The organism is Nonomuraea sediminis, assembly GCF_018531495.1.
Classification (GTDB): Bacteria; Actinomycetota; Actinomycetes; order Streptosporangiales; family Streptosporangiaceae; genus Nonomuraea; species Nonomuraea sediminis.
Window position 1 is genome coordinate 1 of sequence record NZ_JAHDTI010000033.1, and the last position, 15,289, is coordinate 15,289.

Consider the following 15,289-nt stretch of genomic DNA (forward strand, 5'->3'; position numbering starts at 1 on the left):
CCCCAGGCCGAGGCCGGCATGAACGCCGGACGGGAGTGGCTGCGCGCCGCCTGGGCGGAACGCGCGCACGTGCCGCCGGGGGCGCCCAGGGCCCGCTGGGTGATCGGCTACGCCTGGCTGGTGGTGGCCTGGGCGGCCCGGCGGCTGTGGTGGCCGGCGGTGGCCGTGCCGCTGGCCGCCGGGGTGGGCTGGCTGGACCTGCACGTGGAGGCCGCCGGCATCTCGCTGGTCGCGGTACTCACCGCCGCCACCGGCGCCGGGATCTGCGCCCGGCGCTGGGCGCCGCTCGCCGGCCTGATCGTGGGCCTGGGGGTGGCGCTCACCCATCTGCTGCTGATCTGGAGTGGCCGCCCGGTCCCCGCCGGGCATCCCGCCTCGGCCTGGTCGGCGGCGGCTCTGGTGGTGCTGGCCGTACCGTGCGTACTGGTGTCGATCGTGGCCGAGCGGATAACTCGACACATGTAGCCGTCAGTGAGCGGCAACGACGAGGTCGCGGTAGAGGCGGAAGAGGCGGATGTCCTCCTCGCCCCGGGCCAGGAGCGACAGGCACTCGGCGACCAGCGCGCGGGCCTGGGTGCCCGGCCAGGGCCGCGGGAGCAGTTCCCGCGGCAGGAGCGGGTCGGGCTCCATGGCGCGGGTGAACTCGGCGGCCAGCTCGATCGCGATCGTCAGGCGCCGCGGCTCTGGCAGGTCGGCCTGGTCGCGCAGGAGCTGCAGGCGGGGCCTGGCGACCTCGGCGAGCCGCTGGTAGCGCCCCGCGATCTCGGCCAGCGGCCACAGGCGTGCGGCGAGCACCGCGGGCTCGGTATGACCGCCCTGTCGCAGGTCTCTGCTGGTCAGGAACGTGAGGTGCTCGGCGACGCCCAGCCGGCGGGCGTGGTCCTCGACGTAGGGCTCCCACGGGTTGGCGCTGACGTACAGGCCGCCCTGGACGGCGGCGCCGCCCAGGCGGGTGAGCTCGGCGCGCAGCGCGTCGCGCCCGGTGCGGGCGCTCTCGGGCACGGCGAAGGCCACCAGGTGCCAGGCGCCGTCCCAGGGCGCGAGCCCCGCGTCCTGCCGGAAGGCGTGGTTGACGAACTCGACGTCCAGGCCCAGGTCGTGCTCGGTGGTGCCGCTCGCCCGCAGGATCGCCTTGCGGCCCCTGCCCTCCTGCACGAACCGCCCCTCGGCGGCCAGCCGCTTGATACACAGCCGTACCTGCTGGTCGCTCATCCCCAGCAGGTTGCCCGTGGCGTACAGCTCAGCGCCGTCCACGGTCATGTCGGGCCGCACCAGCGCCTCGACCAGCATCCGCGTGGGCACCTGCACCTGCTCGGCACTCATGTACGGCGAGCCTCCCCATCGATCGTTCCCAGCACGATAGCTCAGGAAACGATATACACGTGCATATGAATCGGACCGATCGCTTGTATGCCGTGGTGGAGGAGCTGCGCGCCGTCGCCCCCAGGCCGCGCAGTTCCCGCTGGCTCGCCGCCCGCTTCGAGGTCAGCCCGCGCACCATCGAGCGTGACGTCAGCGCCCTGCAGCAGGCGGGCACCCCGATCTACGTCAAGCCCGGCCGCAGCGGCGGCTACGTCCTCGACCCCCGTCACACCCTGCCGCCGCTGAACATCACCCCGAACGAGGCGGTCGCCGTCGCGGCCGGGCTCCAGGCCCTGGCCGCCACCCCGTTCGCGGAGACGGCCCGCTCGGCCCTGCACAAGCTGCTGGCCGTCATGCCCGAGCGCGAGATCGCCGCCACCCACGACCTGGCCGGCCGGATCGGCTTCATCAAGGCAGACGTCGCGGCCGTCCCCCGCGCCATCCAGCAGGCCCTGACCGCGCGGCGGGTGCTGCGGATCTCCTACGCCGACCGCGCGGGCGCCGCCTCGGAACGCCTGGTCGAGCCGCTCGCCTTCCTCGGTGGCAGCCACTGGTACCTGCTGGGCTGGTGCCGCCTGCGCGGGGCCGTCCGCGGATTCCGGCTCGACCGCATCGAGCGCGTCACCGTCACCGACGAGACCGTGCCCCGGCGCGAGATCGACCTCGCCGAGTTCGACGCCCTCGGCCACGATGTGATCCCAATCACGCACATGGCGTTGTCGGGCGGCGGGCCGAAGCTCGGGGCATGAAGCAGCTCTGGAACGACTGGACCAACCTCTGGAACGGCGACTACTCCCTGGCGGAGCACGTCATCGCCGACAAGCTCACCGTCCACTCCCACGCCGCCGCCCCCGTCGGCGACCCCGACTCCGTCACCGACCGGCACGGCCTGACGGAGTGGATCGGCCAGGTCCGCGGCTCGCTCGGCCCCGACCTCACCTACCGCACCAGCGTCGGCCCGTTCCTCGACGAGGGGCACCTCTCCTGCCACTGGCTGGCCACCTTCACCGGGCAGGACGGCGCCCAGGTCACCAAGGGCGGCATCGACGTCCTGCGCCTCGAGGGCGACCGCATCGCCGAGGTCTGGACCGTCACGGGCACCCGCCTGCTCTAGCGGTCGTGCGGAACCCCTGGCGCCCGGGGAGCGCGCCAGGGGTGGTCGTGGCGGGTTACCGTCCCGTCTTGGTGGACCAGAGCGGGTCGGTGCCGTCGTAGATCACGACGTTGCCGTCGTCCTGGACCTCGAGCCGGGCGCCCGGGTTCTTGCCGGTGCCCGAGTCCCACAGCGGCGTCGTGCCCAGGTAGACGACCAGGTTGCCGTCCTTCTGCATGATGGCGAACGCGCCGGTCTTGCCGCCCGTCCGCGAGCTCCACAGCGGCCTGCTCGCCCTGTAGAGCACGAGGTTGCCGTCGTCCTGCATGACCAGCTGGTAGTCGCCGTTGTGCGAGCGCACGTACTGGTTCGCCTTCAGCGGGTAGCCCGGCTTGAGCACGCTGATCGTGGAGTGCCTGCTCCACACCGCCGTCTTGCCCGAGTAGATGACCAGGTTGCCGTCGTCCTGCACGGCCAGGCGCGCGCCCGGGGCGTCACCGGTGTTGGACGCCCACAGCGCGGTCCTGCCCCGGTAGACGACCAGGTTGCCGTCGTCCTGCATGACGGCGAACGCGCCGGGGCTGTCACCGGTCTGGCTGCTCCACAGCGGCGTGGTGCCCCGGTAGAGCACGAGGTTGCCGTCGTCCTGCTGCTGCAGGACGTACTCGCCCCCTGACGAGCGCACGGAGTCACCCGCGTCGAGCCGCTGGCCCGGGTTCAACCACGTGGTACGGCCGGCGCTGCTCACGCCTGCCGTGGTCACGGTCGTCGCCGAGACCGGCACCGAGGCCGTGACCATCGTGCCGGCCAGCGCCACTGCGAGCGCGCCCACGTAGACCGGCATCTTTCTCATGTTGCCCCCTCAGATCGTTCTGTTGATCAGCAAGCAGGGACGGTAATCCACGGACGCCGGCGATCTTCTCATTTCCAAATCCTTCGAAGGGTTCGCATCGACCCGGATCGTAGGGTGGTTGGAGGGCTGACGAAGGGGTGGAGAGATGAAGATCGCGGTAGCGGGGGCGACCGGGCTGGTCGGCCGGCTGCTCGTCGGGGTGCTGGAGGCCGAGGGGCACGAGGTGGTGGCCATCTCGCGTTCCGCGGGCGTGGACGTGATCACCGGTGAGGGATTGGCCGAGGCGCTGGCAGGGGTGGAGTCCGTGGTCGACGTGACCAACGCGGACGGGATCGACGAGGAGTCGGCCACCCGGTTCTTCACCACCGCGGCCAGGAATCTGCAGGAAGCGGGGGCCGAGGCCGGGGTGCGGCGGCTGGTGGTGCTGTCGATCATCGGGGTCGACCGGTTCTCGGCGGGATACATGGCGGCCAAGGCGGCGCAGGAGCGGATCGCGCTGGCCGGTTCGGTGCCTGTGAGCGTGCTGCGGGCCGCGCAGTTCCACGAGTTCGCCGGGCAGTGGCTGGCGTGGGGCAGGCAGGGTGAGGTGAGCCGCGTGCCGTACACCCGCACGCAGCCGGTGGCCGCCGTGGCGGTCGCCAGAACCCTCGCCGACCTGGCCACGGGGAAGGTGGCGGGCGAGGGGCCGATCTGGGAGATCGCCGGCCCGCGAGAGGAGGAGCTGGTCGACATGGCGACCAGGCTCGCCGCCCGGCGCGGGGATCCCGAGCGTGTCGAGGGCACGGAGTCCGCGACCGAGCCGGAGGTGGTCAAGGCCGGCGCGTTCCTGGCGGGCCCCGGCGCCATCATCGCCGGGCCGACGTTCCACGACTGGCTCGAGGCCACGGGCTGAGTCAGTCGTACCTCTTTCCTAAGATGACCGGCGTGAGCCAGAGCGACATCCAGTTCCGCAGTGACATGACCGTCGAGCTGATCAAGCACGCGGCCTCCGACGCCGACGTGCTGTGGGCGGCCAGGGTCTCGACCAAGGGGGAGAGCTCCCTGGAGGAGATCCAGGCCGATCCCGACGGGTCCCGCGGCCTGATCAACTTCCTCATGCGGGACCGGCACGGCACGCCGTTCGAGCATTCCTCGATGACCTTCTACGTGCGCGCGCCCATCTTCGTGTTCAGGGAGTTCATGCGGCACCGCACGTTCAGCTACAACGAGGAGAGCGGCCGCTACCGCAAGCTGGACCCGGTGTTCTACGTGCCGGCGCCCGACCGCAAGCTGGTCCAGATCGGCAAGCCGGGCAAGTACGAGTTCGTCGACGGCTCCGCCGAGCAGCACAAGCTCGTCACCGACATCACCAAGGACAGCTACCGCCGCTCCTACGAGGCCTACCTGGAGATGCTCGAGGCGGGCATCGCCCGGGAGGTGGCGCGCACGGTACTCCCCGTCGGCCTGTACTCCTCGATGTACGCCACCTGCAACGCCCGCGCCCTGATGAACTTCCTGTCGCTGCGCACCAAGCACGAGGACTCGGCCTTCCCCTCGTTCCCGCAGCGCGAGATCGAGATGGTCGCCGAGCGGATGGAGGCGATCTGGGCCGAGCTCATGCCCCTCACCCACGCGGCCTTCCAGGCCGGCGGCCGCGTCTGCCCCTAGCCGCCTACCAGGCTCCGGGCACGTCCTGGAGGAGGCCGAGCAGGTTGCCGTCGGCGGTCCTGACGACGGCGAGCCTGCGTCCCGGGCACTCGTTATTAGAATGGAACACTTTGTTCCGCAAAGTCAGGATTACCACTCCTCGAACGGGAGCGCGATGCGCGCCAGCGCGTCGAACAGGACCATCCCGTCGTCGAGGCGCACCACTCTGATCTGCAGCGCCTGCCCGCCGGCCAAGCCTTCCACCGCCGCGTAGGCGAACTCGGCGAAGTGGTAATGATCGACCGCGGTGTAGTCAGGCGGCGGAAGGGTGATCTGTACCTCGTACCGGTCCGGCGGCCACCGCCATGGCTCCAATTGATCACTTCCATCTCTCAGGGAGGGTCCCCGAGTGAACTCCCCCACCATCGGTCACGCGGCCGGAATCCGGCCAACTGTGACCACGTCGATGACCGATCGTAACTGTCCGGTAAGCGATCACTCCCATAGGTGAGCGAAGCTCGCACCACAGCGTGTTACCCCTGGATACAGGCCCGGTCGGCGAGACGGCGCAGAGCGATCAGGCCACACCCCAGAAACAGGAAGGAGACGGCCAGCGCCACCGCGATGAGCGAGACTCCGCCGTAGCCGTAGTGGTCCACGTTGAGAAAGGGGTAGGGGTAGCGCTTCCACGCCCCGGGCGGCAGCAGGGCGCCCCTGATGAGGGCGAAGACCAGATAGGCGACCGGATAGATCAGCCACAGCGCCGCGGCCGCCCATCCGGGGCGGGCCCTTCGGTCGAATGCCAGCCAGTCGATCACCGCCATGACCGGTGTCACGTAGTGCAGCAGGAAGTTGCCCAGGGCGAGCCCGCCGAGATGGTCGAAGGGGTTGGCCCCGCGCATCCGCAGGAAGTGCCAGACCAGCCCGGTGATCACGAGGTAGAGCGTCACCGCCCCCTTGACCGCGGCGGAGGGCGGCCGCCTGCTCACCACGCGCCGGCCGTAGTAGCCGACGAGCATCAGGTTGCTCTGCACGGTGAACAGGACGAGCGGGTGCAGCGGGTCGGCGAGCGCGATCCACGTGCAGGTGAGGCCGGCCAGCGCGACCACGATCAGCACCGAGCGGAAGACGTAGATCACGAGGCTCAGCCTCGCACGGCGTGCCTCCCCCCGGCCGGGCGTTCGGAAGAGCCGAAGGAGCGGATGGCCTGGGCGAGCTCCGCCGGATGCGTCAGCTGGAGGTGGTGGCCGGCGTCGGGGATGACCGTCACGGTGGCCTGCGGCAGCGTGCGGACCGCCGAGGTGAGCGGGTCCCGGGCTCCCACGATGATGTGCACGGGGCCAGGGTGGCGTGACAGCTTGGCCAGGAGGCTGCCGCGCCGGCGCTCGCTGCGGGTGGCGGCCAGCAGGCGGGCGACGTTGGCGGCGACCTTCCCGCGGCGCAGGTCGTCGACGCTCGATCGGAGAGCATGGGCGTGCGCTGCGTCCCCGGTGAGCCGGCGCGCCAGCGCCTCGGGGCGGACAAGGCGCAGCAGCCACCGTGCGAAGGGCACGGCTCCGCCTCGCGGCTGCAGGAAGAACGGCGACACGAGCGTGAGCGCCTGGTCGGTCGCGGCCTCCACGGCGGCGGCCGCGCCGATGGAGTGACCCACCAGGTGCCGGGCGCCGAGCGCGGCCACCCAGGTGGGCCAGTCCTCGGGACCTCCCGCGCTCATCCCCAGCCCGGGAAGGTCCGCGGCGCGCGCCTGGCCCAGCGCCTCGACGACGGGCGCCCAGGTGTCGGCGTTCACCGGCAGCCCGGGCAGCACCACGGTGGGCGCGTCGGGCGAGCCGAGCTCGAAGGTCCGGACCCCGGCCACGGTGGTGAACCGCCGCTCGCCTTCCGGGGCGTCACCGAACCGGTGCGCCGCCAGGTGATCCGCCCACCGGAGCGTCGCCGCGGTGAAGTCCGGCATCGCCAGCCCGTGGCGCGCGGCGAAGGCGTCCGCCGTCGCCGTGGGATACCGGTCCGTGGACAGGAAGGAGAAGGTCTCCGGCTCCGCCTTCGTGACCCACCGGGGCAGCCGCCTGACGACGGGCACGGGGACCCGCAGCCGCGGCACCTTCACCTGGTAGTGCCTCCCGACCAGCGCGAGCAGATCCGGCAGCGCGGGCGTGGAGTCGTCGAGCAGCCAGTACGAGGCCCGCTCGCCGGCCTCGTCCAGCGGAAGCAGGGTCATGAACCGCGCGAGGTAGTCGACGGACACCACGGGGACGAACGTCTTCGCGCCCCCCGGCAGGGCCGCCATCGTGCCCCGCCAGATCTCCTTCACGCTGGCGGCCAGCCCCAGCTGCTGGTCGGAGTCGTCGCCGATCACGGTGGCCGGGTTGACGACGGTCCACGGGATGTCGAACCCCCGCAGCACCGCGTCCCCTTCCACCTTGGACGCCTCGTAAGGCCCCAGCCCCCGGTCGGCCCCGGGTTCCTTGCCTCCCACCCGGTACCCGGAGACGTGCACCAGCCGCCGCAGCCGGGGCAGCCGACCGGCGAACGCGGCGATGGCGCGCACGCTGTCGACGTTGGCCCGCCGGGCCTCCTCCATCGACATCCCGAACCGGTAGGCGCCCGCGCAGTTGTAGATCTCGGTGACGTCGTCCACGTCCCCCTCGATCAAGTACGGCGCGCCGAAGTCGACCCGGAGATCGGCCGGAGCCGGGTCCCCGAGCCACCGGGCGAGCCGCCGGTAGGACTCGGGGCTCCGGCTGGCCGCGCTCACCCGCACACCGGCCTGCCTGAGCGCGAGGACCAGGTGCCTGCCGATCAGTCCGCCGGCCCCGAAGACCAGCGCGTGTCTGCTCATCATGAGGCGAAATAATAGACCGGTCTACCTATTTCTGCCAGACGGTGGGGCCGTAAGTCCCACAAATCGGTCTTGACATCTCCTCGTCCCACCCCCAGGCTGTTGCGTATAGCGCTAAACGTTTCTCTTTACGAAACCGGGGTGTGAGGATGATCCCAGCGTGCCCACTGGCGTCACTCCCTCGAGGCGAGGCTCTTCGCGTCGAGGCCGACCCGCCGATCGCGGTGTTCCACACCGAGGACGGCGAGATCTTCGCCATCGATGACACCTGTACCCACCAGGACGCCTCGCTTGCCGACGGCTGGCTGGAAGGGTGCGAGATCGAGTGCCCGCTGCACGCCTCGCGTTTCGATCTGCGCACCGGCCAGGTGGACGCGCCGCCGGCCAAGCGCCCCGTGCGCACGCACGAGGTCGTGGTCGACGACGGCGTCATCTACGTCAAGCCGTCCGATGCGGAACCCAACCTGCCGCCGGGCGTCACCGTCAAGGGGCAGGCGTGAACACGGTCTGCGTCGTCGGCGCCTCCCTGGCAGGGCTGCTGACCGCCAGGGCGCTGCGCGCCCAGGGCTACCAGGGCCGGCTGGTGCTGGTCGGCGACGAGCAGCACCGCCCCTACGACCGCCCGCCGCTGTCCAAGGACTTCCTGCGCGGCGACCTGTCCGAGGCCGATCTGGCCCTGGAGGGCGAGGGCGAGGAGCTGGACGCGGAATGGCGCCTCGGCGTGGCCGCCGTGGCCCTGGACGCCAGGCAGCGCCGCGTCGAGCTGAGCGACGGCACCTCGGTGCAGGCCGACGGCATCGTCATCGCCACCGGCGCCACCGCCCGCAGGCTTCCCTGCGCCGGCGAGCTGACCGGCGTCCACACGCTGCGCACCCTCGACGACGCCCGCGCCCTGCGCGCCGACCTGGAGCAGGGCAGGAAGCTGGTGGTGATCGGCGGCGGCTTCGTCGGCGCCGAGGTCGCCGCCACCGCCCGCGACCTCGGCCTGGACGTCACGCTGGTCGAGTCGGGCCCCGCGCCGCTGGCCCGCGTCGTCGGCGTGCCGATGGCCGAGGCGCTGGCCGCGCTGCACCGCCGGCGTGGCGTGCGGCTGCTGCCCGGCTCGGTCGTCACCGAGCTCACCGGCGACGGCCGGGTGGACGGCGTACGGCTGGCCGACGGCACCCACCTGCCCGCGGACGTCGTGGTCGTCGGGATCGGCGCCGTGCCCACCATCGACTGGCTCCAGGACAGCGGCCTCGAACTGGGCGACGGCGTGCTGTGCGACGAGGCGGGAGGCACCTCGGTCCCCGGTATCGTGGCCGTGGGTGACTGCGCCGCCTGGTACGACCCGAACCAGGGCAGTCACCACAGGATCGAGCACTGGACGGGAGCCCGGCAGCGGGCCTCGGTGGCGGCGGCCACGCTGCTGTCCGGCGGCACCGCCCGCACGGAGGCGCGCCGGCCCAGCTACATCTGGTCCGACCAGTTCGACGTGAAGATCCAGTTCATCGGGCACGCCGCGGACGCGGACACGGTCAGTGTGGAGGAGGGCGACCCGGCAGGGCACAGCTTCCTCGCGGTCTACCGCCAGGGCGACCGCCCGGTCGCGGTCCTCGGGGTCAACCAGGTACGGCTGTTCACCCGCTGGCGGCGACAGCTCGAGACGGCGCCGGTTCAGGTCGCCTGAGACAGGAGTGAAACATGGCTCATGAAGTACGCGGGGTAGTCGCGACCGGCAAGGGCAAGCCGGTCAGCCTGGAGACCATCCTGGTCCCGGACCCGGGACCCGGCGAGGCGCTGGTCAAGGTCCAGGCCTGCGGGGTCTGCCACACCGACCTGCACTACCGCGAGGGCGGCATCAGCGACGACTTCCCGTTCCTGCTCGGCCACGAGGCGGCCGGCGTGGTGGAGTCCGTCGGCGAGGGCGTCACCGACGTCGCGCCCGGCGACTTCGTGATCCTGAACTGGCGGGCCGTGTGCGGCTCGTGCCGGGCCTGCCTGCGCGGCCGCCCGCAGTACTGCTTCGCCACGCACAACGCCACCCAGAAGATGACGCTGGCCGACGGCACGCCGCTCAGCCCCGCGCTGGGCATCGGCGCGTTCGCCGAGAAGACGCTGGTGGCCGCGGGCCAGTGCACCAAGGTCGACCCGGCCGCCTCCCCCGCCGCGGCGGGCCTGCTCGGCTGCGGCGTGATGGCCGGCCTCGGCGCCGCCGTGAACACCGGCGGGGTCAGCAGGGGCGACTCGGTGGCGGTCATCGGCTGCGGCGGCGTCGGCAACGCGGCCATCGCGGGCGCGCGGCTGGTCGGCGCGACCACGATCATCGCGGTCGACGTGGACGACAGGAAGCTGGAGTGGGCCCGCGGCCTGGGGGCTACGCACACCGTCAACGCCAAGGACGGCGACCCGGTCGAGGCGATCAGGTCGCTGACCGGTGGCAACGGGGCCGACGTCGTGATCGACGCGGTCGGCCGTCCCGAGACCTACAAGCAGGCCTTCTACGCCCGCGACCTGGCCGGGACCGTGGTCCTGGTCGGCGTGCCCACGCCCGAGATGACGCTCGAGCTGCCGCTGCTCGACGTGTTCGGCCGCGGCGGTTCGCTGAAGTCCTCCTGGTACGGCGACTGCCTGCCGAGCCGCGACTTCCCCATGCTGATCTCCCTCTACCTGCAGGGACGGTTCGACCTCGACGCGTTCGTCAGCGAGACCATCGGGCTGGACGACGTCGAGGACGCCTTCGCCAAGATGCACCGCGGCGAGGTGCTGCGGTCCGTGGTGGTGCTGTGATGCGGGTCGAACATCTGGTCACCTCCGGCACGTTCAGCCTGGACGGCGGGACGTGGGAGGTCGACAACAACGTGTGGCTGGTGGGCGACGACCAGGAGGTCCTGGTCATCGACGCCGCCCACGACGCCTCCGCCATCGCCGAGGCCGTGGGCGACCGGCGGGTGACCGCGATCGTGTGCACGCACGCGCACGACGACCACGTCAACGCCGCGCCCGCGCTGTCCGAGCTCACCGGCGCGCCCGTGCTGCTGCATCCCGACGACGACGTGCTGTGGAAGCTGGCCCACCAGACGGCCACGCCCGGCGGGCGGCTGGCCAACGGGCAGCTCCTGCGGGTGGGCGGCTCCGCCGTACACGTCCTGCACACGCCGGGGCACGCGCCGGGCGCGGTATGCCTGTACGTGCCGGAGCTGGGCGTTCTGTTCTCCGGGGACACGCTGTTCAACGGCGGCCCCGGCGCGACGGGCAGGTCTTACAGCGACTTCCCGACGATCATCTCGTCGATCAGCCGGACGCTGCTGACGCTGCCCGGCGAGACCGTGGTGCACACCGGACACGGTGAGGACACCAGCATCGGAGCCGAGGCTCCGCAGCTCGAGGACTGGATCCGCCGAGGGCACTGACCCGGCCCGTTTCAGAGGAGTACTGCCCGTGACCACCACCACCGCCACGTCAAGCGTGATCCCGACCCTCCCGGGTCGCTACTACGTGGACCCCGAGATCTTCGCCGCGGAGCAGAAGAACATCTTCGAGTCCATGTGGTTCTGCGCGGTGCGCTCGGCCGACCTGCCCAAGCCTGGCGCGTTCAAGACCGTGCAGGTCGGCTCCGAGAGCATCCTTGTGACCAGGTCGCGCGACATGTCGGTGCGCGCGTTCTTCAACGTCTGCCGCCACCGCGGCGCGACGTTGCGCACGGAGGAGTCGGGCGAGGTGAAGCGGGCCTTCCAGTGCCCGTACCACGCCTGGACCTACGACCTGGACGGCAAGCTGATCGCCGCGCCCAACCTGACCAAGATGGAAGACCTGGACCGGGTGGAGTACGGCCTGGTGAAGGTGCACGTGCGCGAGTGGCTCGGCTACGTGTGGGTGTGCCTGGCCGACGAGCCTCCCTCCTTCGAGGAGGATGTGCTCGGCGCCGTGACCGAGCGGCTCGGCTCGCTTGAGCTGATCGACAACTACGATGTGGCCGGCCTGGAAGTGGGCCGCAGGATCGTCTACGACGTGAAGGCGAACTGGAAGCTCATCATCGAGAATTTCATGGAGTGCTACCACTGCGCCACGATCCACCCTGAGCTGACCGAGGTGCTGCCGGAGTTCGCCGACGGCTACGCGGCGCAGTACTTCGTGGGCCACGGCGCCGAGTTCGGCCAGGACATCCAGGGCTTCACGGTCGACGGCTCGCAGGGGCTCGACCGCATCCCCGGCGTGAGCGAGGACCAGGACCGGCGCTACTACGCGATCACCATCAAGCCGCAGGTGTTCATCAACCTGGTGCCCGACCACGTGATCGTGCACCGGATGTTCCCGCTGGCGGTGGACCGCACGGTGGTCGAGTGCGACTGGCTCTACCTGCCCGGCGTCGTGGCGAGCGGCAAGGACCTGGACAAGTCGGTCGAGCTGTTCCACCGGGTCAACGAGCAGGACTTCGAGGCGTGCGAGCGCTGCCAGCCCCAGATGGGCTCGCGCACGTACGCCAAGGGCGGCGTGCTGGTGCCCAGCGAGCACCACATCGGCGCCTTCCACGAGTGGGTGCAGGACCGCGTCGGGTGAGCGCCGGTGACGACGAGGGGCTGACGGTCGGCCCGCCCAAGGACTGGGCGGGCGGCCTGCCCGCGGTGACCAACGCCATGCGCATCGCCTACCGGCAGATGGGAGCGGGCCGTACCGCGCTGACGCTGCTGCGCGTCAACCAGAAGCGCGGCTTCGACTGCCCGGGCTGCGCCTGGCCGGAGGGCGAGCACCGCAGCCCTGCCGAGTTCTGCGAGAACGGTGCCAAGGCGGTGGCCGAGGAGGCCACCACCCGGCGCGTCACCCGCGAGTTCTTCGCCGCCCATCCGGTGAGCGAGCTGGCGGGGATGACTGACTACTGGCTCGGGCAGCAGGGCAGGCTGACCGAGCCGATGTACAAGCCCGCGGGCGCCGACCACTACGAGCCCATCGGCTGGGCGCAGGCCTTCGGCATCATCGCCGAAGAGCTGCGCGCGCTGGAGGGCCCGGACCAGGCGGTGTTCTACACCTCAGGCCGTACCTCCAACGAGGCGGCCTTCGCCTACCAGCTGCTCGTGCGCCGGTTCGGCACCAACAACCTGCCCGACTGCTCCAACATGTGCCACGAGTCCAGCGGCGCCGCGCTCACCGAGACGGTCGGCATCGGCAAGGGCACCGTGTCGCTCGACGACCTGCACCACGCCGACCTGATCTTCGTGGTGGGCCAGAACCCCGGCACGAACCATCCGCGCATGCTCACGGCGCTGGAGAAGGCCAAGCGCGGCGGCGCCCGCATCATCGCGGTCAACCCGCTGCCCGAGGCGGGCCTGCTGCGTTTCAAGAACCCGCAGAAGCCTTCCGGGCTGGGCAAGGGCACGGGGCTGGCCGACAGGTTCCTGCAGATCCGGCTCAACGGTGACATGGCGCTGTTCCAGGCGCTGTCGCTGCAGCTGCTCGACACCGCCGACGAGGCGTTCATCGCCGACCACACCAGCGGCTTCGACTCGTGGAAGGCGCACCTGACCGGCCTGGACTGGGCGGACGTGCTGGAGGCGACAGGTCTGACCCGGCAGGAGCTGGAGGAGACGGCCGACGACGTCAGGAACGCGAAGTCCGTCGTCGTGTGCTGGGCCATGGGGCTCACGCAGCACCGCAACTCGGTGGCCACCATCCGCGAGGTGGTCAACTTCCAGCTGCTGCGCGGCAACGTGGGCCTGTGTCCCGTGCGCGGCCACTCCAACGTCCAGGGCGACCGGACGATGGGCATCTACGAGAAGCCCTCGGACGCCTTCCTGGACGCGCTGGCCCGCGAGTTCGGGTTCGAGCCGCCGCGGCGCCACGGGCTGGACACCGTCGAGGCCATCCGGGCCATGCGCGACGGTGAGGCGAAGGTGTTCGTCGGCATGGGCGGCAACTTCGTCCGCGCCACGCCCGACAGCGACGTCACCGAGGCGGCGCTACGCCGTACCAGGCTGACCGTGCAGGTGTCGACCAAGCTGAACCGCTCGCACGCGGTGTGCGGCGAGCTGGCGCTCATCCTGCCCACGCTGGGCCGCACCGAGCGCGACCCGGGCGGGTTCGTCACGGTCGAGGACTCGATGGGGCTGGTGCACGCCTCGCGCGGCAGGCTCGCGCCCGCCTCGCCGGACCTGCTGTCGGAGGTGGCGATCGTCGCCAGGCTGGGCCGTGAGCTGTTCGGCGAGGAGCCGTGGGCGGAGTTCGAGCGGGACCACGCCACGATCCGCGACCGCATCGCGCGGGTCATCCCCGGCTTCGAGGACTTCAACGACCGCGCCGAGGCCGGCTTCGCGCTGCCCAACGCGCCCAGGGACGAGCGTCGCTTCCCCACCGCCACCGGCAAGGCCAACTTCACCGTCAACCGGCTGGAGGTCCTGCGGGTGCCGCAGGGGCGGCTGCTGCTGCAGACCGTGCGCAGCCACGACCAGTACAACACGACCGTCTACGGCCTCGACGACCGCTATCGCGGCGTCAAGAACGGCCGCAGGGTGGTCTTCGTCCACCCCGACGACCTGGCCGAACGCGATCTGGCCGACGGCGACATGGTGGACCTGGTCAGCGAGTGGCCCGACGGCGAGCGCACCGCCGAGGGCTTCAGAGTCATCGCCTACCCGACCGCCCGCGGCTGCTGCGCCGCCTACTTCCCGGAGACCAACGTGCTGGTACCGCTCGACTCGGTGGCCGAGACCTCCAACACCCCGACCTCCAAGAGCATCGTGGTACGGCTCAGCCGGCGTACCCGAGGCGACGGCTGATCTCGTCGGCCCCGCCGATCAGGACCGGAGCGAGCTCGTGCATGCGCTCGGCCGTGAAGCGGTAGGCGGGGCCGGAGGCGCTCACCGCGGCGACGACGTCGCCGTGGTAGGAGCGGATGGGCGCCGCCATGGCGTTCAGCCCCTCCTCCAGCTCCTCCAGGCAGTAGCCGTATCCCGTCCGCTTGATCTTGACCAGCTGCTCTTCCAGCTGGGCGACGTCGGTGACGGTGCGGGGCGTGAGGGGCTCGAGAACCCCGTCGGACAGCACCCGCTCGCGCTGGCGCTCGTCCAGGTAGGCGAGCAGGACCTTCCCGCTGGAGGTGGCGTGCAACGGCGTGATCTGGCCCACCCAGTTGTAGGCGGTGACCGCCGAGGGGCCGCGCACCTGGTCCAGGTTGACCACGTAGCTGGAACGGAGCACGGCGATGTTGATCGTCTCGCCCATCTCCTCGGCCAGGCGCTGGCAGGTAGGGCGCCCCCGCTGGGTGACGTCGAGCTGCGTGTTGACCCCGCCGGCCAGGCGGATGATGCCGAAGCCGAGCCGGTACTTGCCGCGCTCCTCGGCCTGCTCGACCAGACCGCGCGCCTCGAGCGCGCCGAGCAGGCGGAACGCGGTCGACTTGTGCACGTCGATCTCCGCGGCGACCTCGCTGACGCCCGCCTCGCCCCGCCGGGAGAGGATCTCCAGCACGCTGATCGCCCGATCGACGGACTGCACGCCCCCACTGCCCGAATCGTTGCCCATAGCGAAACTGTAAGTGCTAGAG

17 protein-coding genes are annotated in these 15,289 nt (G+C 71.1%); 11 read left to right on the plus strand and 6 right to left on the minus strand.

Annotated features, from left to right (window positions below):
* On the plus strand, positions 1-465 hold a 465-nt coding region (locus KIK09_RS56935; RefSeq protein WP_214327927.1), incomplete at its 5' end, for a hypothetical protein.
* Between the two features lie 3 nt (positions 466-468).
* Here KIK09_RS56935 and KIK09_RS56940 read toward each other — a convergent pair.
* Positions 469-1,323, minus strand: a complete 855-nt coding sequence (locus tag KIK09_RS56940) for a PaaX family transcriptional regulator C-terminal domain-containing protein (protein WP_214327928.1) — start codon at positions 1,321-1,323, stop codon at positions 469-471.
* 65 nt (positions 1,324-1,388) lie between these two features.
* Between KIK09_RS56940 and KIK09_RS56945 the strand changes: the two genes are divergently transcribed.
* On the plus strand, positions 1,389-2,111 hold the full coding sequence (locus KIK09_RS56945; protein ID WP_214327929.1) for a helix-turn-helix transcriptional regulator: 723 nt from the start codon (positions 1,389-1,391) through the stop codon (positions 2,109-2,111).
* Positions 2,108-2,476: a nuclear transport factor 2 family protein gene (locus KIK09_RS56950; RefSeq protein WP_214327930.1), complete on the plus strand. Its 369-nt coding sequence runs from the start codon at positions 2,108-2,110 to the stop codon at positions 2,474-2,476. Before KIK09_RS56945 ends, KIK09_RS56950 begins: the two co-directional genes overlap by 4 nt.
* 55 nt (positions 2,477-2,531) lie before the next feature.
* Here KIK09_RS56950 and KIK09_RS56955 read toward each other — a convergent pair whose 3' ends face one another.
* The gene (locus KIK09_RS56955) at positions 2,532-3,308 is read right to left on the minus strand and encodes a hypothetical protein (protein ID WP_214327931.1); all 777 of its coding nucleotides are present in this window, start codon (positions 3,306-3,308) and stop codon (positions 2,532-2,534) included.
* Positions 3,309-3,453: 145 nt separating this feature from the next.
* Between KIK09_RS56955 and KIK09_RS56960 the strand changes: the two genes are divergently transcribed.
* On the plus strand, positions 3,454-4,200 hold the full coding sequence (locus KIK09_RS56960; protein ID WP_214327932.1) for an SDR family oxidoreductase: 747 nt from the start codon (positions 3,454-3,456) through the stop codon (positions 4,198-4,200).
* A 32-nt stretch (positions 4,201-4,232) separates the two neighbouring features.
* A complete protein-coding gene (gene thyX, locus KIK09_RS56965; RefSeq protein WP_214327933.1) occupies positions 4,233-4,955 on the plus strand; it encodes an FAD-dependent thymidylate synthase in 723 nt (240 codons plus the stop codon).
* Between the two features lie 129 nt (positions 4,956-5,084).
* Here thyX and KIK09_RS56970 read toward each other — a convergent pair whose 3' ends face one another.
* The 3 genes from KIK09_RS56970 to KIK09_RS56980 form a co-directional block, all read right to left on the minus strand.
* On the minus strand, positions 5,085-5,309 hold the full coding sequence (locus KIK09_RS56970; RefSeq protein ID WP_214327934.1) for a hypothetical protein: 225 nt from the start codon (positions 5,307-5,309) through the stop codon (positions 5,085-5,087).
* A gap of 158 nt (positions 5,310-5,467) precedes the next feature.
* Entirely contained in the window at positions 5,468-6,073 is a 606-nt protein-coding gene (locus tag KIK09_RS56975; protein ID WP_214327935.1) for a Pr6Pr family membrane protein, read from the minus strand.
* A 5-nt stretch (positions 6,074-6,078) separates the two neighbouring features.
* Complete coding sequence (locus tag KIK09_RS56980) at positions 6,079-7,776, minus strand: alpha/beta fold hydrolase (protein ID WP_214327936.1); 1,698 nt, start codon at positions 7,774-7,776, stop codon at positions 6,079-6,081.
* A 146-nt stretch (positions 7,777-7,922) separates the two neighbouring features.
* Between KIK09_RS56980 and KIK09_RS56985 the strand changes: the two genes are divergently transcribed.
* Genes KIK09_RS56985 through KIK09_RS57010 form a run of 6 tightly spaced genes read left to right on the plus strand, consistent with a single transcriptional unit; the run spans position 7,923 to position 14,522 of the window.
* Complete coding sequence (locus KIK09_RS56985; protein WP_214327937.1) at positions 7,923-8,273, plus strand: bifunctional 3-phenylpropionate/cinnamic acid dioxygenase ferredoxin subunit; 351 nt, start codon at positions 7,923-7,925, stop codon at positions 8,271-8,273.
* The gene (locus KIK09_RS56990; protein WP_214327938.1) at positions 8,270-9,442 is read left to right on the plus strand and encodes an NAD(P)/FAD-dependent oxidoreductase; all 1,173 of its coding nucleotides are present in this window, start codon (positions 8,270-8,272) and stop codon (positions 9,440-9,442) included. The genes KIK09_RS56985 and KIK09_RS56990 overlap by 4 nt, the downstream gene beginning before the upstream one ends.
* Positions 9,443-9,456: 14 nt before the next feature.
* Positions 9,457-10,542: an S-(hydroxymethyl)mycothiol dehydrogenase gene (locus KIK09_RS56995; RefSeq protein ID WP_214327939.1), complete on the plus strand. Its 1,086-nt coding sequence runs from the start codon at positions 9,457-9,459 to the stop codon at positions 10,540-10,542.
* Positions 10,542-11,165 carry an MBL fold metallo-hydrolase gene (locus tag KIK09_RS57000; RefSeq protein WP_214327940.1) on the plus strand — a complete coding sequence of 208 codons (624 nt, stop codon included), beginning with the start codon at positions 10,542-10,544 and terminating at the stop codon, positions 11,163-11,165. Before KIK09_RS56995 ends, KIK09_RS57000 begins: the two co-directional genes overlap by 1 nt.
* Before the next feature lie 28 nt (positions 11,166-11,193).
* Positions 11,194-12,312 (plus strand): aromatic ring-hydroxylating oxygenase subunit alpha, encoded by a 1,119-nt coding sequence (locus KIK09_RS57005; protein ID WP_308164886.1) that lies wholly within the window; start codon positions 11,194-11,196, stop codon positions 12,310-12,312.
* On the plus strand, positions 12,309-14,522 hold the full coding sequence (locus KIK09_RS57010; protein WP_214327941.1) for an FdhF/YdeP family oxidoreductase: 2,214 nt from the start codon (positions 12,309-12,311) through the stop codon (positions 14,520-14,522). The genes KIK09_RS57005 and KIK09_RS57010 overlap by 4 nt, the downstream gene beginning before the upstream one ends.
* Here the strand turns inward: KIK09_RS57010 and KIK09_RS57015 are convergent.
* On the minus strand, positions 14,494-15,267 hold the full coding sequence (locus KIK09_RS57015) for an IclR family transcriptional regulator (protein WP_214327942.1): 774 nt from the start codon (positions 15,265-15,267) through the stop codon (positions 14,494-14,496). The two genes, KIK09_RS57010 and KIK09_RS57015, sit on opposite strands and share 29 nt — an antisense overlap.
* Between the last annotated feature and the right edge of the window lie 22 nt (positions 15,268-15,289).